This window comes from Undibacterium sp. KW1 (genome assembly GCF_009937955.1).
Classification (GTDB): Bacteria; Pseudomonadota; Gammaproteobacteria; order Burkholderiales; family Burkholderiaceae_D; genus Undibacterium.
This window is the reverse complement of record NZ_AP018439.1, coordinates 2,159,188-2,184,364: the sequence shown is the minus strand read 5'-3', so window position 1 is coordinate 2,184,364 and position 25,177 is coordinate 2,159,188. Positions and strand designations below refer to the sequence as shown.

Here is a 25,177-nt window from a genome sequence, read left to right as displayed (position 1 = left end):
CGCACATTCCAGTCAAATTCAGGGCATTTTTATCCCCGCTCGGGTGAATCTTGTTTTATTCTTACCAATGATAAATATTTGAAGCTTGGCTCCCGATACTTTTAATGTCATAGTTCCGCAAGGAACCAATTTTGCAGTGCCCTTACCATACGATATGCCAAGCATGGAGCCGCATTACAGATGAATTCAACGATCCACTCTTCTGAAGATGATCTGGTTTTCCTGGATGAACCAGACAGCGATGAAACTGCGGCGGCGTCGCGGCCTGCGCAGACTTGGCGGATCATGATTATTGATGATGATCCGGATGTCCACTCCGCCACAACCTTTGCGTTGGGCAGCCTGGAGATCCAGCACCGCGCCCTGAGTTTCCTGCACGCGTATTCCGCCGCAGAAGCCCGCGACATCCTGAAAAATGAAACCGATATTGCCATTATCCTGCTGGATGTGGTCATGGAACAGGAGGACGCCGGCCTGCAACTGGTCAGCCATATCCGCAAGACCCTGGGCCTCACTGATGTCAGGATCATCCTGCGTACCGGCCAGCCAGGTTATGCTCCAGAAATCGATGCGATACGCGATTACGACATCAATGATTACAAAACCAAATCAGAACTGACCCGCACCAAGCTGTATACCGCCGTCACCTCAGCCATCCGCTCTTACGAGCAGATTTGCGCCATCAGTGCCAGCCGTCGCGGCCTGGAAATGATTATTCATGCCAGCACTGAATTGATGGCACTACAGGGCCTGCAGAATTTTGCAGCCGGAGTGCTGGTACAGATTGCAGGCTTGCTGGGACTCAATACAGAAGGATTCGTGTGCGCCCGGCAGGTACCTGTGGAGTTGCAGGAAGAAAGTGATGACCTGTACATTATCGCCGCCACCAATATGTACCTGGGCAGCCTCAACAAGCCACTGGAAAAATTAGGTAACCATGCAACCGGCGATATCGTCAAACGCTCGCTGGAAGCCCGCCAGAGCGTGTTTGAAGCAGATTCCACCGCGCTGTACTTCAACAATGTCGCACAAAAGGATTTCACGCTCTACCTCAATACTGGCCTGCATCTGAACGAGATGGACAAGCGTCTGCTGGGTGTGTTCTGCGGCAATGTATCGGTAGGCCTGGATAATGTCATGCTGACTTCACGTTTGCATAACTACGCCTTCTACGACCCGCTGACAGGCCTGGCAAACCGCCTCAAGCTGCTGCAGACCTTGAATGAGACACTGATGACCTCACTCAAGAACCACAGCTCACTGTCGCTCATAGACATAGACCATTTTGCCGAGACCAATGATGCACTTGGCCATCAGTTTGGTGACCAGCTCCTGTATTCCGTTGCACAAAGACTTGTCGCCAATTTTGGTGACCATTGCCAACTGGCAAGAGTTGGCAGCGATACATTCGCCCTGCTGGGCGACGAAGGTCTGGTATGCCCGGATAAGATCCTGGCTTTGTTCAACTCCCCCTTCGACGTCGATCAGCAAGACGTGCAACTGTCGGCAACCATAGGCCTGATCAAGCTTGATGACTATGAAAGCGATGGTTCAGAAGCCCTGAAAGACACCAATATTGCCCTGAAGCGCGCCAAGATGAACCGTCGGGGCGGCTATGAATACTTCACTCGCAACATGGGTGTGGAAATACGTGAGCGCGTCTTGCTCATGCATGCCCTGCGTGCAGCATTTGAGCAAAAAAAATTATTTCTGGTTTTCCAACCGCAGATCGATATGCGTGATGGCCGCGTGCTCGGGGCAGAAGCTTTGTTGCGCTGGAAAACCGACGAAGGCAAATTCATCCCGCCCGATCAGTTTATTCCCATCGCCGAGTATTCTGGCCTGATTGTCGATATAGGTGAATGGGTCTTGCGCACTGCCTGTCTTGAACTGATGCACTTGCGCAGCCTTGGCTATACCAATTTCCAGATGGCGATCAATGTGTCGCAGGCACAGTTTTCACATCCCTTGTTCATGCAATCACTGAACAAGGCATTAGCAGATACCCAGGTGCCACCGCAATATGTGGAACTGGAAATTACCGAATCCATGGCCATGAAAGATCCGGAATTGCTGATCAAGACCCTGCATCAGATCAAGCAACTGGGCATGAGTATCTCTATCGACGACTTTGGCACCGGCTTCTCTTCACTGAGTCATCTGCAAAAACTCGATGTAGATAAATTAAAAATTGACAGGGCCTTTGTCAATGAAATCCAAAAAAATCCTAACGAGGGCAGCATTGCCAAAATGATTGTTCAACTTGGCAAAAACCTCGGGCTGTCCATCATCGCCGAAGGCGTGGAAAGTGAAATGCAGGCAAACACCCTGCTTTCTTACGATTGCCATATCGCCCAGGGCTATCTGTATTCCAAACCCCTGACCCGCGATGATTTGCATGCCTGGCTGGCAAGCAGATAATCCCACCGCACGCGTCAGGCCGGATTTTCCGGTCTGACGCGTGCAACCAGACACCAATCTTGCTACTCCTTGCGTCAGTAACCATGCATACTAAATGTGGCATTTTCCATTCTGTCCTGCATTTTTTGCAGACTGTCGCAAGTCACTATCAAAGCCAGCACGATTTCCCTACAGTATCAACATGGACTGAAAAGTCGCTAACAGCCCGTGCATGACACGAGGCTGAAATGTCAGGGACAACCGTTAAAAGAGAAGCATCATGAATAATACCAATGCAGATACGATCAAGCAGCTTATCGCCGACCTGATGGCCTGGCTCAGCAAAAGCTTTGACACAACGGCAGCCTGGGTGACCAAATTATCCTGGTGGAAGTTTTTCTTGTTTGCCATTATCACCATCACTGCAGGCAGCATGCTGCAGGACATGCTGTTCACATCGGAAGAAAAGGTGGTTGTCACAAAAAGCAGCCCATCTGGCAAATCCAGCAAGGCAAAAAAAACCAGCAAGATCAGCGATGGTGATACCAGTATAGAAATAGACAATACTGGCCTGCATATCCGTAAAAACAATATCGACGGCAAGGGCAAGCAGATAGAGATTGATGAGAACGGTGTCCACATCAGCAAGGACAGCGGCATTACTCCCCCTGCTCCGCCGTCAGCACCAGCCGCCCCTGGTACAGTTGCACCTCCCGCACCACCAACACCTCCTAGCCCGCCGTCAATCTCAGAGAATGACGATATCCACATCAAGCTGCCTGCTGAAATAGCCAAGGAAATCAGCGAAGAAATCAATAATGCAGTTGCCGATGCTGCCGACGAAGAAGTACGAAGCTATAAACGCACCTCCTCCAAATGGTTTGTCAACTTCGTGGTCTTGCTGGTATTTGGCCTGTTTGGCATGAAAGCCCTGATGAGCGGCAAAGTCCGTGCCGAAGAAAAGGCCAAGGAAGCGGGCATGGCAGCCGAGCGCGAATCGCTGTTGCGTCAGGTCAGCGAAGCGCAGATGCAAATGATGCAAGCGCAGGTAGAGCCACATTTTCTGTTCAATACCCTGGCCTCGGTCGAGCATTTGATAGAAACCGATCCTCCACGTGCCGCTGCCATGCAGCGCAGCCTGATCGCCTATTTGCGTGCTGTCCTGCCACAAATGCGTGAAAATGCCAGCGTGACCAATCTCGGACGTGAAGCAGATATGATCAAATCCTATCTGGAGTTACTGAAAATGCGCATGGAAGAAAGACTGAATGTCGATTTCATCATGCCTGAGGGTTTGCGCAGCGCGTCTTTCCCGCCGATGATGTTGCAATCCCTGGTAGAAAATGCCATCAAGCATGGCCTGGAATGCAAGGCAGAAGGTGGCACCATACGCTTCCATGCCGAGGTTGCGCATAACAAATTGCGTGTTTCAGTGACGGACGATGGACTGGGGTTTGGCGCCATGCCCAGCAACGGTACCGGACTGGGACTACAAAATATACGTGAACGCCTGAAATTGATTTACAAAGAAAAGGGTCAAATGATCATTACCCCTAATCAACCTAGTGGAGTTTGCGTTACTATAGAAATCCCTTACGAATTAGCCAACTAGATTTCAATTACGCTGACCATGCCTACTGCCATAATTGCTGATGATGAAAGACTGATGCGCGACCAGTTAAAGTCGCGCCTGGAACAGGTCTGGCCCGAGCTGGAAATTCTGGATGAAGCAAAAAATGGCGAGGAAGCTGTCGCCCTGGTCGAAACACACAAACCAGACCTGGTTTTCCTGGACATACGCATGCCGGTCAAAACCGGGCTGGAAGCGGCCAAGGACATAGGCAACAAGGCGCATATCGTTTTCATCACAGCTTACGATCAATATGCGATACAGGCTTTTGATCATGGTGCAGTTGATTATGTACTCAAGCCCGCCGACGTAGAGAGGCTGACGCGCACGGTAGAAAGACTCCAGGCGAGGTTAACTGCCCAGAGCCAGCCAAATGACATGAGCACCATGCTGTCACAACTGGCAAAACAGATGGGGATAGCACCCAAGCCCAATTACCTGCAATGGATACAGGCATCGATAGGCCAGGAACTGCGACTGATACCAGTAGAAGAAATTCTGTTCTTCCAGTCTGACGAAAAATACACGCGGGTACAGACCGCCACTTACGAAGCGCTGATACGCAAACCTGTGCGCGATCTGGCAGATGAACTCGACCCCGCCCTGTTCTGGCAAATCCACAGATCGACACTGGTGAACGCCAAAGCTATTTCAGGTGTAGTGCGCGACCTGCGTGGCCGCCATCTCGTGCAAATCAAAGGGCTGACAGAAAAGCTGGAAGTCAGCCGCAGTTTCGTGCATTTGTTCAAACAGATGTGAGCGCAAGCGTCCAAGAAAAAGCGCCTCAGTTCGTGTGAACTGAGGCGCTTTTTTATGCATCAGTATTTTTCCCTACAGGATGTGTTTACCTATCCACCAGGCTATGGCTGCCACAAATGCAGAAGCCGGGATTGTCAAAATCCATGCCCAGACGATATTGCCAGCAACACCCCAGCGCACTGCAGACATTTTTTGCGCTGAACCTACACCAACGATCGCACCAGTAATGGTGTGCGTTGTCGATACAGGAATGCCCAGTACCGTTGCCATGATCAGGGTGATGGCACCACCGGTTTCAGCACAAAAACCGCCTACTGGTTTGAGTTTGGTGATTTTCTGACCCATGGTTTTCACGATACGCCAGCCACCAAACAAGGTACCCAGGCCTATGGCTGCATAGCAGGAATACACTACCCAGCTCGGCGGGCCTTTATCAGCCTCACTGGAATAACCGGCAGCAATCAACAACATCCAGATGATGCCCATGGTCTTCTGAGCATCATTACCACCATGTCCCAGACTGAAGACAGAAGCTGATACCAGTTGCAGGCGACGGAACCATTTATCCACTTTCCTTGGTGTCGACTTAACGAACAGCCAGGAGACAATCAGCATCATCACGGAACCCAGCACAAAGCCCAGCAAGGGTGACAAGACGATAAACAGGATGATCTTGTACAGACCAGCAGCAATCAGGGCCCCAGTACCTTCTTTCGCCACTGCAGCGCCTATCAGGCCACCAATCAGGGCGTGTGAAGACGAGGACGGGATACCGAAATACCAGGTCACCAGATTCCAGAATATCGCCCCGACCAGGGCACCAAAGATGACATAGTGATCAACAATGACAGGATCAATCGTACCTTTGCCTATGGTCTTGGCAACTGACAGGTTAAAAACAAAAAAAGCAAATACATTGAATAAGGCAGCCATGGCTACAGCCTGGCTAGGCTTCAATACTCCCGTCGATACAACGGTTGCGATCGCATTGGCGGCATCATGGAAGCCGTTCATGAAATCGAATAACAATGCCAGTACCACCAATAAGATGATGACATACAGGCTCATATGAAAGGATTGCATAAAAGTGAATTCCCTTGTTCGCTCTCTGCATTGACAGAGAACTGTTAAGCGTCAATTAAGCGTCAAAATAAAAAAGTCAGACGCTTAAGCGTTCTCAACAATAATGCCTTCTATGATATTGGCGACATCCTCACAACGATCCGTTACTGTTTCCAGAATTTCGTAAATCGCTTTGAGTTTAATCAGATTGCGGACATCAGGTTCATCGCGGAACAGTTTGGACATGGCAGCGCGCATGACATGGTCAGCGTCTGATTCCAGGCGGTCGATTTCTTCGCACAGTGCCAGAATTTCGCGGGAATTATCCATGTTGTGCAGCAAGGCTACGGCTGCCTTCACTTTCTCGGCACAACCCAGGCAAAGTTCAGCAAGGCGCTTGGCTTCTGGTGTGATTTCACGGATATCGTACAGGGAGATGGTCTGGCCCGCATCTTCCAGCAAATCCAGAATATCATCCATCCGTGTGATCAGTTTGTGGATGTCATCACGGTCCAGTGGTGTGATGAAGGTTTTGTGCAACAATTCTATCGTGTTGTAAGTGACAGTATCAGCCTGTTTTTCTATGCTCTCTATCGCGTGAACACGGATCTCCAGGTCATCAAAGTTCGTCATCAGGGCAACCATTTCCTTGGAGCCTTTGACACATAACTCAGCATGTTGATTGAAGAGTTCAAAAAATTTGCCCTCGGTGGGCATCAAGCGTCCAAACATTTTATTCTCACTGAAAATATAAGATTTCTAGAATTGTCCAGGAAAGTGCATGCATACAAACATGCCTGGCAACACTGTTCTACTTTTAAGTCTTTACAACACCACTTCGTCTCTACCAAGCAATCAATATCAGTTCATACTTTTTTCAATATTATTCGTTATCACCAAACACGGACAAATGACCGACATAGTTATCGAATTTGGTGTATTCACCCAGAAAAGTCAGACGCACGCTACCAATGGGGCCGTTACGCTGCTTACCAATAATGATTTCTGCCGTCCCCTTGTCCGGTGAATCCGGGTTGTATACCTGGTCACGATACAAAAAGATGATGACGTCAGCATCCTGTTCAATCGCACCAGATTCACGCAAGTCAGACATGACAGGACGTTTATTTGGCCTTTGTTCCAGGGAGCGGTTCAACTGGGATAAGGCAATCACTGGACAATGCAGTTCTTTTGCCAAGCCCTTCAAGTTACGGGAAATTTCAGAAATCTCGGTCGCACGGTTTTCACCGGCATTATTGGCTGACATCAATTGCAAGTAATCGACTATCACCAAACCCAGTTTGCCACACTGGCGCGCCAGGCGGCGTGATCGGGCACGCAATTCAATAGAACTCAACGCTGGTGTTTCATCAATGTACAACTGCGCATCATTCATTTTTTGTATCGCATGCGTCAGGCGGGGCCAGTCTTCATCAGTCAGCTTGCCGACCCGCAGGCGGCTTTGATCCAGACGACCTACCGAACCCAGCATACGCATGGCCAACTGGGCGCCACCCATCTCCATGGAGAACACGGCGACTGGCAAGCCACTGTCTATGGCCACGTTCTCACCTATATTCAGCGAGAAGGCAGTTTTACCCATGGATGGACGTCCCGCCACAATGATCAGATCACCTGGCTGCAAACCTGAAGTCATTTTGTCCAGATCAACAAAACCGGTAGGCACACCGGTAATATCGTTCTGGTTGTCGCGGTTGTACAATTCATCAATGCGTTCAACGACTTGTGTCAGCAAGGGCTGGATGGCCTGGAAACCTTGTGCTCCACGCGCGCCCTCTTCGGCGATGGCAAAAATCTTGGATTCCGCCGCGTCCAGCATTTGCTTGACCTCTTTCCCTTGCGGGTTAAAGGCGTCCCCTGAGATCTCATCTGCCACGGTAATCAGCTTGCGCAAGACACCACGGTCACGCACGATCTCTGCATAGCGGCGTATATTCGCAGCCGAAGGCGTATTCTGCGCGAGCGCGTTGAGGTAGGTAAGGCCACCGGCGTCTTCTGCCTTGCCCATGCCATTCAGGGCTTCATACACAGTGATGACGTCAGCAGGACGGGAAGAATTGATCAATTTGACCATGCACTGGAAAATAATCCTGTGGTCATAACGATAAAAATCTTCTTCGTTGATGAAGTCAGCGATACGATCCCAGGCGGCATTATCAAGCAGCAAACCTCCGAGAACAGATTGCTCTGCTTCTATGGAATGAGGGGGGACACGCAAGGCATCAAGTTGAGGATCAGAACCAGCTTTCATGGCGCGCATTATAACCGTTAAATCAGACTATCAGAACGTCCCAGCATGGAGAAATGAACCAGTTTGTGACAAGTTTGTGACAAATAGCGAAATCGCTCAAAATTCGGCCATCCACATAAAAAAAGCCGGGAAAACCCGGCTTTTTTGAATTTGCCAAGAAAGCAAATTAAGCGTGTTCGCCCAATACAGCAACGATAACGTCAACTACTACATCAGTGTGCAGAGCAACGGAAACACTGTGATCGCCAGCGATCTTCAATGGACCTTGTGGCAAACGCACTTGTGCTTTTTCTACCGCAAAACCTTGTTTAGTCAGGGCTTCAGCGATATCAGCATTAGTAACTGAACCAAACAAACGGCCATCTACACCCGCTTTTTGTGTGATTTGCACGGTCAGACCGGACAGTTTTTCGCCTTGAGCTTGAGCTGCTGCCAATTTGGCTGCTGCTGCTTTTTCCAGTTCAGCGCGTTTAGCTTCGAATTCAGCAACTGCAGCTGTCGTAGCACGACGAGCCATACGTTGTGGAATCAAAAAGTTACGTGCATAGCCGTCTTTTACGCGAACTACATCACCCAGATTGCCGAGATTAACGACTTTATCCAACAGAATAACTTGCATATTTTTCTCCTTTACCTTGTCGTCAATTACGCTGTGTGCAAATCAGTGTATGGCAGCAACGCGAGGTAACGTGCACGTTTGATTGCAGTGTCAACTTGACGTTGATACAGCGCTTTTGTACCGGTCAAACGTGCTGGCATGATTTTGCCGTTTTCTTGCACGAAATCTTTCAGTGTGTCGATGTCTTTGTAGTCAACTTTTTCTACATGTGCTGCTGTGAAGCGGCAGAATTTTTTGCGCTTGAACAAAGGGTTTTGTTGTTGACGCTTTTGCTTCAATTTGCTTTTGTCGAATTTTTTACCGAATGCCATTTTTGGCTCCTAATCTAGTAAATGTGTCCCGAATTCAGTGATATGAAAAACGAGACTTTTGCTATTGCGATTTTTGCGCGCTAAAAAACCGGTGAATTCCATGGGCTGTTCCAGGGCAATTTCTGTAAAACGCCGGGATATTTCACCAGCAGCCATCGCAGAAATCTCAAACTCGACCTGGCGGACAGTGTTCGCCTCACGAGTTTCTGAACTATGCATCAAGGTAGCAGAAGCTATCGGAATACCGGCCGGGGTGTAGCGCAATGCGCTTTTTTCCACAATCCGGGCTACGAGCTTCAGCTGATTCACTATTTTTTACGCGACCTTTGTCAATTATTAAGCAGCAGGTGCTTCAACACGTTGCGCTTTTGCAGCATCTTCTTTCTGAACAGCTTTCATCATAGGAGAAGGTGTTGTTTCTGCTTTTTTCAATTTGACTGTCAGGTGACGCAAGACAGCATCATTGAATTTGAATGCTGTTTCCAACTCGAGCAGAGTTTCAGCATCGCATTCGATGTTCATGCAAACGTAGTGCGCTTTCGCCAGTTTTTGAATCATGTAAGCCAGTTGACGACGGCCCCAGTCTTCAACGCGGTGGATTTGACCACCACGGGCTACAACACTTGCCTTGTAGCGCTCGATCATTGCAGGAACTTGCTCGCTCTGATCTGGATGTACGATAAATACGATTTCATAATGACGCATATATTCTCCTTGTGGACAATAAAAATAGCCCGCCTCGGCGTCAAGACGAGTGCGGGAAGAGGAAAGCCGATAATAATAACCCAGTTTTTCATATTGATCAATTAGATCAGTGACTTAGGCAATTTATCTGCCAATTCCTCATCGTAAGTGAGGTATTTTTTCAGATTTCTCAGTAATTACGGTCATTTTGACTTGCATATTCAGCTTTACTGTATAAAAATACAGACTGCTTGTATATACAGCACCTTAACACTAGAAAACGCCATGCTCAAACTCACTTCCCGCCAGGAACAAATCCTGAACCTGATCAAAGACGCCATTCAAAACACGGGATTTCCCCCTACCCGGGCCGAGATTGCGACAGAACTGGGGTTTCGCTCCACCAATGCGGCAGAAGAACATCTGCAAGCTCTGGCACGAAAAGGCGTCATAGAAATTGCGGCAGGTACTTCACGCGGCATACGCCTGCTGGAGTCAGAGTTGTCCAGCCATATCACAGGCAAGCAACTGGCCTTGCCTCACCCCGCTCTATTGCAACTTGCCCTGCCACTGGTTGGCCGCGTTGCCGCTGGCTCCCCGATACTGGCCAGTGAACATATAGAATCCACTTACCACGTAGATCCTGCCCTGTTTTCTGCCAAGCCAGATTTTTTACTGAAGGTGCGCGGCATGTCCATGCGCGATGCTGGCATATTTGACGGTGACTTGCTGGCCGTCAAAAAGGCTGACAGTGCCCGCAATGGCCAGATCGTGGTTGCGCGCCTGGGTGATGATGTGACCGTCAAGCGCTATAAAAAAACTGGCAGCCTGATAGAACTGATGCCAGAGAACCCGGATTATCCTGTCATCAAGATTGGCGACTCGGAAGAAGATTTCGCGCTGGAAGGTCTGGCTGTCGGCCTCATGCGCAACTGGGTTTGAGGTCAGCCCGGGCGTGATTTTACCCTCTCGTTTACTTCACGCCCGGGCAGAATCTCAAGCTTATTTCTCAAGCTTATTTGTTTCTGCCTGCTGGTAAGTCACTCTCTGCTTTCCCAGCCTTTACCAATAAGCGTACACACCATGAATGATTAAAAAGCAGCAGGCATAAAAAAACGTCCGGATGTCCCGGACGTTTTTCATTTCAGAGCAACGAGCTGTTACTTCAAAAACTTAGTGCTTAACAACCGTCGTGTCTGCAGGAGTTTCCGTCGGCGCTGTAGCCGGCGTTGCAGCCGCCACAGAAACAGGCTCATCCACCAAAGGAACAGGCTGAGTTTCCAGTGCAATTTCCAGGACCTTGTCTATCCAGCGTACCGGGATGATTTCCAGTTTGTTTTTGACATTATCCGGGATCTCAGCCAGATCCTTGGCATTTTCCTCAGGTATCAATACTGTTTTGATGCCACCACGATGAGCAGCCAGCAATTTCTCTTTTAGGCCACCGATAGGCAATACTTCACCACGCAAGGTGATTTCACCTGTCATGGCAACATCAGCACGGACCGGGATGCCAGTAAATACTGACACCAGAGCCGTGGTCATGGCAATACCGGCAGATGGCCCATCTTTCGGTGTTGCACCTTCTGGTACGTGGATATGGATGTCGCTCTTCTCGAACACATCCGCCTTGATACCCAGACGTTTGGCGCGGCTGCGTACCACTGTGCGGGCTGCTTCGATGGATTCTTTCATGACATCGCCCAGTGTACCTGTGCGGATGACGCCACCTTTACCTGGCATGGCGACGGCTTCTATGGTCAGCAAATCGCCACCCACTTCAGTCCAGGCCAGACCGACAACCTGACCAATCTGGTTATCTTTAACGGCAACGCCAAAGTCATAACGACGTACGCCCAGGTATTTATCCAGATTTTTTGAATTGACCGTGGCTTTTTTCTCGGTCTTTTTCAACAAGAGCATTTTCACTACCTTGCGGCAAATTTTGGAGATTTCCCTTTCCAGCGAACGCACACCTGCTTCTCGGGTGTAATAGCGAATAATGTCGCGTATTGCACTTTCAGCAACGGTGATTTCGCCTTCTTTCAAACCATTGTTCTTGATTTGTTTAGGCAACAGATAACGCTGGGCAATGCTGGTCTTTTCATCTTCGGTATAACCCGACAGACGTATCACTTCCATCCTGTCCAGCAATGCTGGCGGAATATTGTAAGAGTTGGACGTCGCTACAAACATCACATCGGACAAATCGAAATCGACTTCGATATAGTGATCCGAGAAAGTGTGATTTTGCTCAGGGTCCAATACCTCCAGCAAAGCCGATGAAGGATCACCACGGAAGTCGGCACCCATCTTGTCGACTTCATCCAGCAGGAATAATGGATTACGTACACCGACCTTGGACAGGCTTTGCAAAATCTTGCCTGGCATGGAGCCTATGTAAGTACGGCGATGACCGCGAATTTCTGCTTCATCACGCACACCACCCAGAGCCATACGCACAAACTTGCGGTTCGTAGCGCGGGCGATGGATTGCCCCAGCGAGGTTTTACCCACACCTGGAGGACCTACCAGACACAGGATAGGCGCTTTCAACTTGTCGACGCGCTGTTGTACTGCAAGATATTCCAGGATGCGTTCCTTGACCTTATCGAGGCCAAAGTGTTCGTCCTCCAATACTTTTTCAGCATTCGTCAAATCATTATTGACCTTGGATTTTTTCTTCCATGGCAAATTGACGATAGTGTCGATGTAATTACGCACGACAGTCGCTTCTGCCGACATCGGGGACATCATCTTGAGCTTTTTCAACTCATTCTGTGCTTTGTCGCGGGCTTCTTTAGGCATCTTGGCGGCCAGGATTTTTTTCTCCAGCTCGTCAATATCCGCGCCTTCCTCACCCTCGCCCAGCTCTTTCTGTATCGCCTTGACTTGTTCGTTCAGGTAATACTCACGCTGGGATTTTTCCATCTGGCGCTTGACGCGACCACGGATACGTTTCTCAACTTGCAGGATATCAAGCTCACCTTCGAGTTGACCGAGCAAATGCTCAAGACGTTTTGCCACACTGAAAATTTCCAGGATGACTTGTTTTTGTTCCAGCTTCAGAGGCAGGTGCGCGGCGATGGTATCAGCCAGGCGACCAGCGTCATCAATGCCAGACAACGAAGCCAGGATTTCTGGTGGAATTTTTTTGTTCAGTTTGACGTACTGGTCAAATTGCTGAACGATAGTACGGCGCATGGCCTCCACTTCTGACTCGTCACCTTCATCGACGGCGATCGGTGTCAAATCGGCAAAGAAATGCGATTCAGAATCATGGATCTTGCTGATCCGCGCACGTTGCGCACCTTCGACCAGCACCTTGACAGTGCCGTCTGGCAATTTCAGCATTTGCAGAATATTGGCGATACAGCCAATTTCATAGATATCATCTGCCGAAGGTTCATCCTTGGCAGCAGCTTTCTGGGCAGCAAGCATGATGCTTTTACCCTGATCCATAGCGGCTTCCAGGGCTTTAATGGATTTGGGGCGGCCCACAAACAGGGGGATTACCATGTGCGGGAATACAACGACATCACGCAGTGGCAACAACGGCAATTGGGTTTGTTCGGTAATCAGAGTAGTCGTCATGGCGCACCTTTCATAAATACTGGTTAACAATGTTGGCGCACTGGGCGGAAACACAAGCCCATTCTGGAAAAAAACAATAAAAAAAGCCACTCAGAGAGCTTCTCCGGGTAGCTTTACGATTGAAGCCAGAATCGTTTGGTTAAACCATTGTACTTCGAATCAAATTAAAACAAGGCAAAATAAATAAAAATGGGGAGCTAAGTCCCCATTTTTGTTACTTCGCAGCAAACAATGCCATCAGGCACCAGATACTTTTGGCTGCTCATGGTAAATCAGCAAGGGTTTGGCGCCATTGGTAATGGTATTTTCATCAATAACAACTTTTTCCACATTTTGATGGCTAGGCAAGTCATACATGACATCCAGCAGAGCATGCTCAAGGATGGAACGCAGGCCACGGGCACCGGTTTTACGCGCAATGGCCTTCTTGGCAATCGCTTGCAAGGCTGCAGGGCGGATATCCAGTTCAGTACCTTCCATCTCAAGCAATTTTGCATATTGCTTGATCAGGGCATTTTTAGGCTCTACCAGAATTTGTATCAGCGCTGCTTCATCCAGCTCATTCAGCGTAGCAATCACAGGCAAACGACCTACCAGTTCAGGAATGAGACCGAACTTGATCAGATCTTGTGGCTCAGCATCCTGCATAACCTCGCTGGCGCTCTTTTCAGTCTGGCTCTTGACGCTGGCAGAGAAACCTATGCTACTGCGCTCTGAACGGTCAGAAATGATCTTGGCCAGGCCATCAAATGCGCCACCACAGATGAACATGATATTGGTCGTGTCTATCTGTATGAAATCCTGGTTAGGATGCTTGCGGCCACCTTGAGGTGGCACTGACGCCATGGTACCTTCAACCAGTTTCAGCAAAGCCTGTTGCACACCCTCACCGGACACATCGCGGGTAATCGAAGGATTATCAGACTTACGGGAAATCTTGTCGATTTCATCGATATAGACGATACCTTTTTGTGCGCGTTCAACCTCATAATTGCAATTTTGCAGCAATTTCTGGATGATGTTTTCTACGTCTTCACCAACATAGCCAGCTTCAGTCAGAGTAGTCGCATCGGCGATGACGAAAGGCACATTCAGCATGCGTGCCAGTGTTTGCGCCAGCAAGGTTTTGCCAGAGCCGGTAGGACCTACCAGCAGAATATTGCTCTTTGCCAGTTCAACGTCATCTTTTTTACCGAGATGCTTGAGGCGCTTGTAATGGTTGTATACAGCCACTGCCAGGATGCGCTTGGCATTCAACTGACCAATGACGTACTGATCCAGCAAATCCGTGATTTCCTGTGGTGTAGGCAACTCAGTTTTCGCACTGGCAATATTATCAATCTCGGACACTTCGTCACGAATGATGTCATTGCACAGATCGATACACTCGTCGCAGATGAATACGGATGGCCCAGCTATTAATTTTTTAACCTCATGCTGACTCTTGCCGCAAAACGAGCAATAGAGCAACTTTTCTCCGCTGGAGGATTTTTTATCGGGCATGATACGTATATGAAATAAACAAAATTAATCTATAAACTGATGATTAAACGCTGGCTGGACAGAGCCTGGACTCAGGCCTCAGTCACGCACATTAAACATTAATAATCTCAGTTTCTTGGTCTTGCATATTACCTGCAAAAACGTCTTTCGTCATGACATCAATATGCAACAATGGGGAGCAAAGAGACATTATAGAACAGAATAAAAAAACGCCCGGACCATCATGGAACAGGCGTTTTTCTTTTGATAAGCAATGTGCTTGGGGAATTTAAGCGCGATGCGCCAGCACCTTATCGATCAGACCATATTCCGCAGCAGCATCTGCTGACATGAAATTATCACGGTCTGTATCTTTGGCAATTTGCTCCAGGCTGCGGCCAGTTTTTTCAGCCAGTATGCCATTCAGGCGCTCACGCAGATACAGGATTTCACGTGCCTGAATTTCAATATCAGATGCCTGACCTTGAGCGCCGCCCAGAGGTTGATGAATCATGATACGGGAATTTGGCAAAGAGAAGCGCTTGCCCTTGGCACCTGCTGCCAGCAAAAAGGCCCCCATGGATGCCGCCATACCGGTACACAGGGTAGATACGTCAGGCTTGATGAACTCCATGGTATCGAAAATCGCCATACCAGCAGATACCGAACCACCAGGAGAGTTGATGTAAAGTGAAATATCCTTATCAGGATTTTCACTTTCCAAAAACAGCAACTGCGCAACAACAAGATTGGCAGTCTGATCATTGACCGGACCCACCAGGAAAATCACACGCTCCTTGAGCAAGCGTGAGTAGATGTCGTATGAACGCTCACCCCTGCCGCTTTGCTCAATCACCATAGGCACCATGCCCAGCATGTTTGTGTCCAGTGCCGAATTACGGATGATGCCTGTCATGTGTTTTCCTTTATTTGTCACGCTTGTGCGTTGTTACCCATCAATTCGTCGAAAGGCAGAACTTTGTCTGTGACTTTCGCTTTACCCAACACATAGTTAACGACGTTTTCTTCTAATACAAGGGCTTCAACTTCAGCCAGACGATTGCGGTCGCTGAAATAATATTTAACGACTTGCTGCGGATCTTCGTAGCTTTGAGCAAAATCTTCAACTTGCGCCTTGATTTGTTCAGTTGTCGCTTGCAGATTGTTAGCCTTGACCAGCTCAGCCAGGATCAGGCCCAGGCGAACGCGGCGCTCAGCTTGCGCATTGAACAAGTCAGCAGGGAAAGGCACATCTTTGACGTTCATGCCGCGTTGCGCCATGTCCTGACGTGTCATTTCTGCCAGACGTTCGCTGTCTTGAGCCACCAGAGTTTTTGGCACATCAAATTCCACGACCTTGACCAGAGCGTCCATGACGCTTTCTTTGGTCTTGGATTTGACACGGCCACGTACTTCGCGTTCCAGGTTGTCTTTGATATCTGCACGCATCTTGACCAGGTCGCCATCTTCCACGCCCAGCATTTTGGCAAATTCGGAATCCACTTCAGGCATATGCGCCCATTCCAACTTTGTCAAAGTGATCGTGAATTCTGCAGTTTTACCTGCGACGTCCTTGCCATGATAGTCTTCAGGGAAAGCCAGTGGAAAAGTCTTGGATTCACCGACTTTCAAACCGATAGTTGCGGCTTCAAACTCAGGCAACATGCGGCCTTCGCCCAGTACGAATGCGAAACCATCAGCTTTGCCGCCAGAAAATTCGACGCCGTCGATCTTGCCTACGAAATCTACTGTAGCGCGGTCGCCATTCTGTGCGGACTGGTCTGCACCGCCGTCACCATGCGCACCCTGCTCGCCTTTAACGTGGAAATGCACGCGTTGCTTGCGCAGGATATCGATGGTTTTATCGATTTCAGCGTCAGTTACGTCAGATTTGACTTGTTCAACTTCTGCAACAGCCAAATCACCCACTGTAATTTCTGGATACACTTCGAAAGTTGCATCGAATGCCAAGCTGCCTTCAGCCACGTCTGATCCAGACTTTGGCTCTATGCTTGGGTAACCAGCAACACGCAATTTGTTTTCATTTGCTGCAGCAGCAAAAGCCTGGCCGACTTTGTCGTTCAGTACTTCTGTTTCTACTTGATAGCCATATTGGGCGGCTACCATTTTCATAGGTACTTTACCAGGACGGAAACCAGGCGCTTTTGCTGTGCGTGCGCGCTGTTTCAAACGCTTTTCAACTTCCGATTGCACATCAGCGACCGGGAAGGAAATCGTCAAACGGCGTTCCAATTTATCTAAAGTTTCGACTGCAGTTGCCATGAAAATCGTCCAAATAGTAAAAATTCTGTGGTGCGAGGAGGGGGACTCGAACCCCCACACCATTGCTGGCGTCAGGACCTAAACCTGGTGCGTCTACCAATTTCGCCATCCTCGCGGGATGTATGTTTATGTTCACCGGCGCAATGCCGCCACACGTTCTGCACGGCCGTCACAAAAGCAAAGGGCGACCCGAAATTCAAGCGTCGCCCAAAACTGATGTATGTGGCATTACAACTCCAGCCCGATATTCTACTGGATTTTATCGGCATGTGCCTTATTTTTTTAAATACAAGCTCAATGCAGGCGCTTTAAGCCCTTGATGCAGGCAAGATTGGCGGATTTAAGCCATTTTTCGTCCCTGCCTACACTATGGCAGGGACGACATCAGACACATACCTGAAACATGCGCCTAGAGGCTGGTTTTCTTGACCCTGAACCAGGCAGCATACAAGGCTGGCAAGAATAACAAGGTCAATGCTGTTGCGATAACCAAACCACCCATGATGGCAACCGCCATTGGGCCCCAGAACACGGAACGTGACAAAGGTATCATCGCCAGCACCGCGGCTGCTGCCGTCAGGATAATAGGCCTGAAACGGCGCACCGCAGACTCGACAATCGCCTCCCATGGCGGCACGCCCTCACCTATGTCATGCTCAATCTGGTCAATCAGAATGACAGAGTTACGGATGATCATACCAAACAGGGCAATGACACCGAGCTGAGCAACGAAGCCAAATGGACGCTGCAATATCAGCAAGGCCATCGCTGCCCCCGCCACACCCAAAGGCCCAGTCAGGAACACCAGCACAGAGCGCGAGAAACTATGTAATTGCAACATCAACAAGGTGAAGATGATGAAAATCACAAATGGCACGTTGGCAGCAATTGACTCCTGCGCCTTGCCACTGTCCGCCGCCGCACCTGCCAGTTCTATCTTGTAACCTGGCAAGAGACTGGCCCTGATCTGGTCAAGCTTGGGCGAAATCTGGCTGGACACAGTTGGCCCCTGTATGCCATCAACCACGTCAGACTGCACCGTTACTGCCCATTCGCGACCTTCACGCCAGACGACACCCGGTTCCCATACCAGATTGATACGGGCGACCTGGGACAAAGGCACAAATTTGCCACTGCCAGTTGGCACATTGGCATTACCCAATGCTTCTATGGTAGAACGCTCATCGACTGGTTGACGCACGACAATATCAATCAGCTTGTTGCCATCACGGAACTGACCAACAGTCGTACCCGTCAGGATGGTGTTGGCAGCACGCATCACAGCTTGCGAAGTAATGCCCAATGCACGCAATTTATCCTGGTCGAGGTCAATACGCACTACCTTGACTGATTCATTCCAGTTGTCATTCACGCCAACGGTATTCGGGTTGGCACGCATGACTTCTTTGACGCGATCAGCAATTTCCCTGACTTTGGTCACTTCCAGACCGGTGACACGGAACTGCACAGGATAAGGAACCGGCGGACCATTTGGCAAAAGTTTCACACGGCCACGCACCTCAGGAAAATCATTCTTGAATGCTTCAATGATCTTCAGGCGCAAAGCTGCCCTCGCCTTCAGGTCTTTGGGCAATACCACAATCTGCGACACGTTGGTCTGCGGGAAAATCTGATCCAGCGGGAGGTAGAAACGTGGGCTACCCGTACCGACATAGCTGGTCACACTTTCCACGCCCTCCTGTTTTTGCATGAAGGCTTCAAACTTCTTGGCCTGTGCTTCCGTGGCCTGGAAGGATGAACCTTCGGGCAGCCACAACTCCACCATCAATTCAGGACGACTGGAGTCTGGGAAGAACTGTTGCTCAATGAATTTGAATCCATACACACCCAGACCAAACACACCCAGCGTAATGATGATGGTAGTCTTGCGCCAATTCACGCACCAGTTCACCAGAGCACGGAAACGGGTATAAAACGGTGTATCAAAAATCTCATGCTCACTGCCACCGGAGCCGCCATGAGGCTTCACCTTCAGCAACAAATAACCCAGATAAGGCGTAAAAATAACCGCCGCCAGCCAGGAAATCAGCAAAGCCAGGGCATTTACCGAGAACATCGAGAAGGTATACTCACCTGCCGCCGATTTTGCCAGACCGATAGGCAAGAAGCCCGCAGCCGTGATCAGGGTACCGGTCAGCATGGGCATCGCCGTTGACGTGTAGGCAAAGGTTGCCGCATCAAAGCGCGAGAAACCTTCTTCCATCTTACGAACCATCATTTCAACCGCGATAATCGCATCATCGACCAGCAAACCCAGGGCAATGATCAGGGCACCCAGCGATATCTTGTGCAAATCGATATCAAAGATGCGCATGAACAGGAAGGTAATTGCCAACACCAACGGTATCGTCAAACCAACCACCAGACCAGGCCAGATATCGAGGCGGAAAGGTTTAGTATGCAAACCCAAGGCCAGGAAGCTGACTGCAAGAACAATGACGACCGCCTCTATCAATGTGCGGATAAATTCACCGACTGAAGACTTCACCGCATCCGGCTGATTGGTCACCTGCTCCAGGGTAATGCCTACAGGCAATTTAGCCTTGATTTCAGCAACATCAACTTGCAGGTGTTTGCCCAGCTCTATGATATTGCCGCCTTTTTCCATGGAAATACCGAGGCCGACAACTTCTTTGCCATTAAAGCGCATCTTGTCTTGCGGCGGGTTTTTATACTCACGTTTGACGGTAGCAAAATCACCCAGGCGGAAAGTCGTGCCATTGGCGCGCAATTGCAGGTTTTCCAGCTCTTTAACCGTCATCAGCGCGCCAGAAACGCGCACTTGCAGGTTATCTGTTGAGGTGGTCAGAACACCCGTAGCTTCCACACCATTCTGAGAATTGATTTGCCCCACGATGGAATCAAAAGGCACGCCCAGTTGCGAGAATTTTTTTTGCGAGAATTCAATGTTGATTTTCTCATCCTGCACACCAAACAACTCTACTTTGGAGACAGAAGGGATGCGCAAGAATTGCTGACGCACAAAATCGGCATATTCCTTGACTTCTTCATACTTGAAACCATCGCCGGACAAGGCAAAGATGGAGCCATAGGTATCGCCGAATTCATCATTAAAGAAAGGACCTATGACACCCGGTGGCAAAGTCCCGCGTATATCACTGATCTTCTTGCGCACCTGGTACCAGGCCTGCGGCGTTTCCTTGGGCGGCGTCGATTCACGCAATTGCAGGATGATTAAAGTCTCACCTGGCTTGGAGTAACTGCGTATCTTGTCTATATAAGGCGTTTCTTGCAGCTTTTTTTCCAGCTTGTCAGTCACCTGGTCTGCCATTTGCAAAGCGGTGGCACCTGGCCAGATAGCCCGCACCACCATGGCACGGAAAGTAAACGGCGGATCTTCATCCTGCCCGAGTTTGCCATAGCTGAGTATGCCCCCCAGCAAAAGCACGACCATCAGGTAGCGCGTCAGCGGGATATGCTCCAGCGCCCACCTGGATAAATTAAAACCACGTGAGGAATCACTCATTTGGCAGCTCCTGCTGCTGGTGCTGCCTGCGCTGCAGGAGCTACGGATGCGGCATCACTGGCAGCGGCCACAGACTTGGCCGGGGCGGGGGCAGTTTCCACACCGAGTATGGTTACTTTCTGGCCATTCTTGAGCAGGTTGGCACCCGCCGTCACCACTACCTGACCTGGCTTGACACCACCAGCCAGCAAGGCTTCTTCACCAGAAGAACCGGCTACCTGAACCGGCACCAGCCTGACCACGCCAGACTCGACCACCCAGACTGAAGAAGCATTTTTTTCCTGGAACAAGGCAGTCAAAGGCACTTTGATTGCACTATTCGGATTTTTCGCATTGAAGCTGACATAAGCAGTCATGCCCAGTTGTACATCCTTGCTATCACCAGCAAGGCTGACTTTGGCAGTGTAAGTGCGGGTGACAGGATCAGCCATAGGTGACAATTCACGCAATTTACCAGGTATGGTCTGGCCAGGGTTGGCCCACAAACGTACATTGACATCCGTCAGTTGACGGATGGAGTTGACCTTGTCTTCAGGTACACCAACGATAACGTCCATAGCCCCCAGTTGGGCTACGCGCACGACCGGTGTACCCGCTGCAACCACCTGCCCCACCTCAGCATCGATGCCTGTCACCACTCCATCGACATCAGCCACCAGGCTGGTATAGGAAGACTGGTTGGACTGGTTCTTATAAGCTGCCAGAGCCTGTTCATAAGTTGATTGTGCCGATTTGTAAGCGACTTCTTTGCCATCCAGCACGGCGGCGGCCACAAAATTCTTGGAGCGCAACTCCTGATAACGCTTCAATTCAGCCTTGGCCAGATCGCGGTTACTCTCGGCTGCGGTCAGCCCTGCCTTGGCCTGGACCTGCGCCAGCGCCAAGTCCTGAGGGTCAAGCTGCATCAATACCTGGCCGCGCTTAACCAAGGTACCGGCATCCACTTTACGGGCAACGATTTTGCCCGGCACGCGAAAACCCAGGCGTGATTCTATGCGCGGACGTACTTCACCGGTCAGCTCGGCATTGACGTCTATATTACTGCTCGCCAGAGTAATGGTTCTGACCGGACGTATGTCTTCGGTCTTTTCGGCAGGTTTGGAGCAAGCCAGCAATAGTGTTGCAGAAGCAAGAATGAAGGCGAATTGGGCAACACGCCTTCCAGCAAACTGCCTCGCTTGAGGATGGATGTTAGTTTCTGGTGTTAACACAGGAGTTTTCCTTTACTATGCTGGCTTTCAGGGCCGGAACAAAACGGGCAAAAATGACAATGTTATTTTATTAATATTCAATATTGACTGCATGCTACTATCAAGTAACTGACTTTGCGGTTAGTAATTATAGTTAAGCATCTTGTTTTTGCCAATGACTTTTCGGTCATTAAGACTTTCCATGGAATTTAGCTCAACAAATGTCGGTTAACCATTACGAAAACTTCCCTGTTGCCTCGCTATTGCTTCCCGCCCGCTTAAGACCAGCGGTCAAGGTCATCTATGCTTTTGCCCGCAGTGCCGACGACATTGCCGATGAGGGAGATGCCAGCCCAGAGCAAAGGTTGGCGCAACTGGCAGAATATGAACGCGAACTCGATAACATAGAGAAAAATAGTAGCAGCGAATCACAACTATTCAAGGCGCTCGCTAAGGTGATACGTGACTATAAGCTGCCGCTGCAAAGCTTTCGCGATTTACTGTCGGCATTCAAACAGGATGTCGTCACTACCAGATATGCAGACTTTACCGGGCTGCTGGATTATTGTGCCCGCTCGGCAAATCCGGTCGGTACACTGATGCTGCACCTGTATGAACAGGCCAGCACTGAAAATTTGCGCGATTCAGATGCCCTATGTAGTGCACTGCAACTGATCAATTTTTGGCAGGACGTCGCCATAGACTGGCAAAAGCAAAGAATCTATCTCCCGCTGGATGACCTGAGCCGGTTTGGCATAGGAGAGCAGCAAATTGCCAGTGGCATGCAAAATGAGGACTGGCGCAATATGATGCGCTTTCAGGTGGCGCGTGCCAGGAACATGATGGAATCTGGCAGCGGTCTGGCAAAGCGCCTGCCCGGCAGACTGGGATGGGAATTGCGCCTGGTGGTACAAGGCGGGCTGCGCATACTGGAAAAAATCGAAGCAGCAAATTACAACGTATTTCAGTACAGACCCACATTAACCAAGACCGACTGGATCAGACTGGCATGGCGGGCTACACACATGTGAAGACAAACCAGCGCAAATCCGCATCATTCAATCGCTGACCCACAGCAAACGTTTGCCAGCATCCCGCTGTGTCAACAAATTGTAGCAACATGTAAATCATTATTGTTTTTGTCTGATAGCAATAGGAGATACACGGGATTGAACTTAAAATCAGACTGTCAATCACACCAAGCAGTAATCCCTTGCGCTTCTTTTACGAGCAAGCGGGTCTGCACCGGATTCTGGAGTCTGAATGCGAACTTGTATATGTCGATGTGTTTTCCTACTATCACTATTGTCACTTAACGGCTGTACCGTCATTGCAATTGCCGATGCTGCGGTCTCAACCACCGTTAAAGTTGGCAGTGCCGTCGTTGGCACTGCCGTCGATGTCACACGCGCAGGCGTCAGGGCCGTCACCAGCGACAGCGAAGAAGATAGTGATGCCAATAAGGACAGCGACAGCAGTGACGCCGACAGTAACTCCAATAGCAAGCACCATAGATAAGCACCCGTATTTTGTACGATAGCCAACTCAATATCATGCCCACAGCATTGCAAATTGCCAAGCACAGGGAAATCCAGTCCGCTGCCAAGACGGTACTGGCACGCCTGGCTGGCATGATCACGGCTGAAGATACCGAGCAAAGCATCGCCGACAAGGCTTATGCCATGCTGTGCGAATCGGGCTATTCCGAAACCTGGTACCACCAGTGCCCTGCCCTGGTCCTGCTGGGGTCGCGTAGTTGTGTCTCCATTTCTGGCAGTGATTACCAACCCGGCAAAGAAACCGTGGGATCAGCCAATCTGGTTACGGTGGATTTGAGCCCGGTCCATGATGCATATTGGGGAGATTGCGCTCGCTCCTTCCCCGTTGAAAACGGCAGGGTAACGCACACGCCACAATTGCTGGAGTTCCGCAATGGGCTTTGCTTCCAGCAGCACCTGCATGCGCAAATGCTGGAAACCGTGACACCCAAAACCACGTTTGGTCAGTTATTTGACTGGGCCAATTTACGCATACGGCAAAATGGCTTCGTGAACCTGGATTACCGCAATAATGTCGGACACAGCATCGTCACAGACCGCGACCAGCGCCAATATATTCATTCAGATAACAACCAGGAACTGGGAGAAGTCGCCTTTTTCAGCTTTGAACCCTTCATACGCCTCAAAGGCGGCAAATGGGGCTTCAAGCATGAAGGGATTTTTTATTTCAATGAGCAGGGCAAGCTGGAAGAAATATAAAGGCAAAGGCAGCCCCCCCCACCACCCATTTAATCCGCCTGCCCTTGCGGGTAAACACAAAAAAGCTGGACAGATGTTAATCTGTCCAGCTTTTTTTTATATCAACTGCGTGCTATCAGGTCTTGGCGCAATCTACCACTGCATTTCTTGAGGCAGCAGGATTGGATGCATCGACAAAACCAGTACCACCAGTAACCTTGCAAGTCTGACCGGTAGCCTGGGTATCAACCGTGATATTGAATGGCTTGCCACTCAACCAGCTCCAGTTGAACTGATAATTACCTGGCGCACTAACGGCAAATTTATCAGCAAAACCATCTACTGTATTCACCATGGTCAACACGGTGCCAGCTGTCAGGCCATTGACGGTAAATTGAACCGGCACAGCAGGTACACAAGACACCAGGGCCGTCAGTGAAGCTGCAGGATTGGCATTATTGACAGTGCCAGTGCCATTGGCGACTGTACAGTACTGCGATGCAGGCGGGATACCTACAGTCACTGCAAACGGCTGACCGCTGACACCATAAGATGCAAACTGGAAGCTGCCATTGGCCGTTACTGTAGTAGTTGACAACGCATTATTGAGCAATACCATGGAGCTATTGTCAGCCATGCCGGAAACCGCGCCACCCACCGGCACATTCGGCACACAGGTTACGGCGATGTTCTTGACTGCTGAATCACTGGACATCTTGCCTGTGCCATTGACAACCGTGCAGTTCACAGAATTTGGCTGGGTCAGCACACTGATGGAGTAAGCACCATTGCTGGCAACATTGAATGAGAAAGTACCATCTGCCGTCAGCGTCTGGGTGTAATTGGCTTCATTGCGCAAAACCAGGACATCACCAGTACCCAGACCAGTGACAGTACCGCCAACTGTCGTATATACAAAGCCACCACATCCAGCGAGGACTATGCCTGCGCCAACGATCAATGCTGCAAATTTCGATTTATTCAAGATATTCGTCCGAATGAGTAATTATTTTCAATGCCGCGCCGATTTTCCATGGCGCTCTAACGCTCTGGTATTGCTTTATGACGCGCCGCCTATTATACGTTTAGTCCCGGATAAGAAGGCAGTTCTTCGTTTTCATTACAATATGTTACGATAAAACAGGC

General features: G+C 49.6%; 21 protein-coding genes and 1 tRNA gene. 7 read left to right on the top strand and 15 right to left on the bottom strand.

The genetic code is table 11. The features are described 5' to 3' along the window. Positions 1-180 precede the first annotated feature (180 nt). The 3 genes from UNDKW_RS09700 to UNDKW_RS09690 all read left to right on the top strand — a co-directional run bounded on the left by UNDKW_RS09700 (position 181) and on the right by UNDKW_RS09690 (position 4,789). Positions 181-2,421 (top strand): EAL domain-containing protein, encoded by a 2,241-nt coding sequence (locus tag UNDKW_RS09700; protein ID WP_162058522.1) that lies wholly within the window; start codon positions 181-183, stop codon positions 2,419-2,421. A gap of 259 nt (positions 2,422-2,680) precedes the next feature. After that, the gene (locus UNDKW_RS09695; RefSeq protein ID WP_162058521.1) at positions 2,681-4,012 is read left to right on the top strand and encodes a sensor histidine kinase; all 1,332 of its coding nucleotides are present in this window, start codon (positions 2,681-2,683) and stop codon (positions 4,010-4,012) included. Between the two features lie 18 nt (positions 4,013-4,030). Further along, the gene (locus UNDKW_RS09690; protein WP_162058520.1) at positions 4,031-4,789 is read left to right on the top strand and encodes a LytTR family DNA-binding domain-containing protein; all 759 of its coding nucleotides are present in this window, start codon (positions 4,031-4,033) and stop codon (positions 4,787-4,789) included. A 72-nt stretch (positions 4,790-4,861) separates the two neighbouring features. On the opposite strand, the gene UNDKW_RS09685 is transcribed toward UNDKW_RS09690, so the two are convergent. The 7 genes from UNDKW_RS09685 to rpsF form a co-directional block, all read right to left on the bottom strand. Next, on the bottom strand, positions 4,862-5,872 hold the full coding sequence (locus UNDKW_RS09685) for an inorganic phosphate transporter (protein WP_162058519.1): 1,011 nt from the start codon (positions 5,870-5,872) through the stop codon (positions 4,862-4,864). Between the two features lie 84 nt (positions 5,873-5,956). Next, entirely contained in the window at positions 5,957-6,583 is a 627-nt protein-coding gene (locus tag UNDKW_RS09680; RefSeq protein ID WP_110252962.1) for a DUF47 domain-containing protein, read from the bottom strand. Between the two features lie 151 nt (positions 6,584-6,734). Beyond that, positions 6,735-8,123: a replicative DNA helicase gene (locus tag UNDKW_RS09675; protein ID WP_162044543.1), complete on the bottom strand. Its 1,389-nt coding sequence runs from the start codon at positions 8,121-8,123 to the stop codon at positions 6,735-6,737. 166 nt (positions 8,124-8,289) lie between these two features. Further along, complete coding sequence (gene rplI / locus UNDKW_RS09670; RefSeq protein ID WP_162040881.1) at positions 8,290-8,742, bottom strand: 50S ribosomal protein L9; 453 nt, start codon at positions 8,740-8,742, stop codon at positions 8,290-8,292. Positions 8,743-8,768: 26 nt separating this feature from the next. Further along, complete coding sequence (rpsR, locus tag UNDKW_RS09665; protein WP_110252960.1) at positions 8,769-9,053, bottom strand: 30S ribosomal protein S18; 285 nt, start codon at positions 9,051-9,053, stop codon at positions 8,769-8,771. A gap of 9 nt (positions 9,054-9,062) precedes the next feature. After that, positions 9,063-9,362, bottom strand: coding sequence for a primosomal replication protein N (gene priB, locus UNDKW_RS09660; RefSeq protein ID WP_162058518.1), 300 nt, complete (start codon positions 9,360-9,362; stop codon positions 9,063-9,065). A gap of 27 nt (positions 9,363-9,389) precedes the next feature. After that, the gene (gene rpsF / locus UNDKW_RS09655; RefSeq protein WP_162040879.1) at positions 9,390-9,758 is read right to left on the bottom strand and encodes a 30S ribosomal protein S6; all 369 of its coding nucleotides are present in this window, start codon (positions 9,756-9,758) and stop codon (positions 9,390-9,392) included. Positions 9,759-10,022: 264 nt separating this feature from the next. Between rpsF and lexA the strand changes: the two genes are divergently transcribed. Beyond that, the gene (gene lexA, locus UNDKW_RS09650) at positions 10,023-10,679 is read left to right on the top strand and encodes a transcriptional repressor LexA (RefSeq protein ID WP_162058517.1); all 657 of its coding nucleotides are present in this window, start codon (positions 10,023-10,025) and stop codon (positions 10,677-10,679) included. Positions 10,680-10,910: 231 nt separating this feature from the next. Here the strand turns inward: lexA and lon are convergent, their stop codons facing one another. The 7 genes from lon to UNDKW_RS09615 all read right to left on the bottom strand — a co-directional run bounded on the left by lon (position 10,911) and on the right by UNDKW_RS09615 (position 21,815). Then, a complete protein-coding gene (lon, locus tag UNDKW_RS09645) occupies positions 10,911-13,331 on the bottom strand; it encodes an endopeptidase La (protein ID WP_162058516.1) in 2,421 nt (806 codons plus the stop codon). A gap of 237 nt (positions 13,332-13,568) precedes the next feature. After that, the gene (gene clpX / locus UNDKW_RS09640) at positions 13,569-14,834 is read right to left on the bottom strand and encodes an ATP-dependent Clp protease ATP-binding subunit ClpX (protein ID WP_162040875.1); all 1,266 of its coding nucleotides are present in this window, start codon (positions 14,832-14,834) and stop codon (positions 13,569-13,571) included. A gap of 268 nt (positions 14,835-15,102) precedes the next feature. Continuing rightward, positions 15,103-15,729, bottom strand: coding sequence for an ATP-dependent Clp endopeptidase proteolytic subunit ClpP (clpP, locus tag UNDKW_RS09635; RefSeq protein ID WP_162040873.1), 627 nt, complete (start codon positions 15,727-15,729; stop codon positions 15,103-15,105). 17 nt (positions 15,730-15,746) lie between these two features. Next, the gene (gene tig, locus UNDKW_RS09630; RefSeq protein ID WP_162058515.1) at positions 15,747-17,096 is read right to left on the bottom strand and encodes a trigger factor; all 1,350 of its coding nucleotides are present in this window, start codon (positions 17,094-17,096) and stop codon (positions 15,747-15,749) included. Between the two features lie 28 nt (positions 17,097-17,124). Continuing rightward, positions 17,125-17,211: transfer RNA gene (locus UNDKW_RS09625), tRNA-Leu, on the bottom strand. 294 nt (positions 17,212-17,505) lie between these two features. Further along, on the bottom strand, positions 17,506-20,604 hold the full coding sequence (locus UNDKW_RS09620) for an efflux RND transporter permease subunit (protein WP_162058514.1): 3,099 nt from the start codon (positions 20,602-20,604) through the stop codon (positions 17,506-17,508). Beyond that, positions 20,601-21,815, bottom strand: a complete 1,215-nt coding sequence (locus tag UNDKW_RS09615) for an efflux RND transporter periplasmic adaptor subunit (protein WP_232063323.1) — start codon at positions 21,813-21,815, stop codon at positions 20,601-20,603. The genes UNDKW_RS09620 and UNDKW_RS09615 overlap by 4 nt, the downstream gene beginning before the upstream one ends. A gap of 200 nt (positions 21,816-22,015) precedes the next feature. Here UNDKW_RS09615 and hpnC point away from each other — a divergent pair, with 200 nt between their 5' ends. From hpnC to UNDKW_RS09600, 3 genes are all read left to right on the top strand, one after another. Continuing rightward, positions 22,016-22,825 carry a squalene synthase HpnC gene (gene hpnC, locus UNDKW_RS09610; protein ID WP_162058513.1) on the top strand — a complete coding sequence of 270 codons (810 nt, stop codon included), beginning with the start codon at positions 22,016-22,018 and terminating at the stop codon, positions 22,823-22,825. Positions 22,826-23,099: 274 nt separating this feature from the next. Beyond that, positions 23,100-23,312 carry a hypothetical protein gene (locus UNDKW_RS09605; protein ID WP_197740992.1) on the top strand — a complete coding sequence of 71 codons (213 nt, stop codon included), beginning with the start codon at positions 23,100-23,102 and terminating at the stop codon, positions 23,310-23,312. Positions 23,313-23,347: 35 nt separating this feature from the next. Continuing rightward, the gene (locus tag UNDKW_RS09600) at positions 23,348-24,052 is read left to right on the top strand and encodes a M24 family metallopeptidase (RefSeq protein WP_197893132.1); all 705 of its coding nucleotides are present in this window, start codon (positions 23,348-23,350) and stop codon (positions 24,050-24,052) included. 115 nt (positions 24,053-24,167) lie between these two features. On the opposite strand, the gene UNDKW_RS09595 is transcribed toward UNDKW_RS09600, so the two are convergent. Further along, complete coding sequence (locus tag UNDKW_RS09595; RefSeq protein WP_162058512.1) at positions 24,168-25,016, bottom strand: hypothetical protein; 849 nt, start codon at positions 25,014-25,016, stop codon at positions 24,168-24,170. Positions 25,017-25,177: the final 161 nt, after the last annotated feature.

Excerpts from the sequence above, each read along its gene's own strand:
- UNDKW_RS09695 (WP_162058521.1), top strand. The coding sequence starts at position 2,681 with ATGAATAATACCAATGCAGATACGATCAAGCAGCTTATCGCCGACCTG.
- UNDKW_RS09600 (WP_197893132.1), top strand. The coding sequence starts at position 23,348 with ATGCCCACAGCATTGCAAATTGCCAAGCACAGGGAAATCCAGTCCGCT.
- rpsF (WP_162040879.1), bottom strand. The coding sequence starts at position 9,758 with ATGCGTCATTATGAAATCGTATTTATCGTACATCCAGATCAGAGCGAG.
- lon (WP_162058516.1), bottom strand. The coding sequence starts at position 13,331 with ATGACGACTACTCTGATTACCGAACAAACCCAATTGCCGTTGTTGCCA.
- UNDKW_RS09690 (WP_162058520.1), top strand. The coding sequence starts at position 4,031 with ATGCCTACTGCCATAATTGCTGATGATGAAAGACTGATGCGCGACCAG.
- rpsR (WP_110252960.1), bottom strand. The coding sequence starts at position 9,053 with ATGGCATTCGGTAAAAAATTCGACAAAAGCAAATTGAAGCAAAAGCGT.
- clpP (WP_162040873.1), bottom strand. The coding sequence starts at position 15,729 with ATGACAGGCATCATCCGTAATTCGGCACTGGACACAAACATGCTGGGC.
- UNDKW_RS09620 (WP_162058514.1), bottom strand. The coding sequence starts at position 20,604 with ATGAGTGATTCCTCACGTGGTTTTAATTTATCCAGGTGGGCGCTGGAG.
- rplI (WP_162040881.1), bottom strand. The coding sequence starts at position 8,742 with ATGCAAGTTATTCTGTTGGATAAAGTCGTTAATCTCGGCAATCTGGGT.
- UNDKW_RS09675 (WP_162044543.1), bottom strand. The coding sequence starts at position 8,123 with ATGAAAGCTGGTTCTGATCCTCAACTTGATGCCTTGCGTGTCCCCCCT.
- lexA (WP_162058517.1), top strand. The coding sequence starts at position 10,023 with ATGCTCAAACTCACTTCCCGCCAGGAACAAATCCTGAACCTGATCAAA.
- tig (WP_162058515.1), bottom strand. The coding sequence starts at position 17,096 with ATGGCAACTGCAGTCGAAACTTTAGATAAATTGGAACGCCGTTTGACG.
- hpnC (WP_162058513.1), top strand. The coding sequence starts at position 22,016 with ATGTCGGTTAACCATTACGAAAACTTCCCTGTTGCCTCGCTATTGCTT.
- UNDKW_RS09680 (WP_110252962.1), bottom strand. The coding sequence starts at position 6,583 with ATGTTTGGACGCTTGATGCCCACCGAGGGCAAATTTTTTGAACTCTTC.
- UNDKW_RS09685 (WP_162058519.1), bottom strand. The coding sequence starts at position 5,872 with ATGCAATCCTTTCATATGAGCCTGTATGTCATCATCTTATTGGTGGTA.
- clpX (WP_162040875.1), bottom strand. The coding sequence starts at position 14,834 with ATGCCCGATAAAAAATCCTCCAGCGGAGAAAAGTTGCTCTATTGCTCG.
- UNDKW_RS09700 (WP_162058522.1), top strand. The coding sequence starts at position 181 with ATGAATTCAACGATCCACTCTTCTGAAGATGATCTGGTTTTCCTGGAT.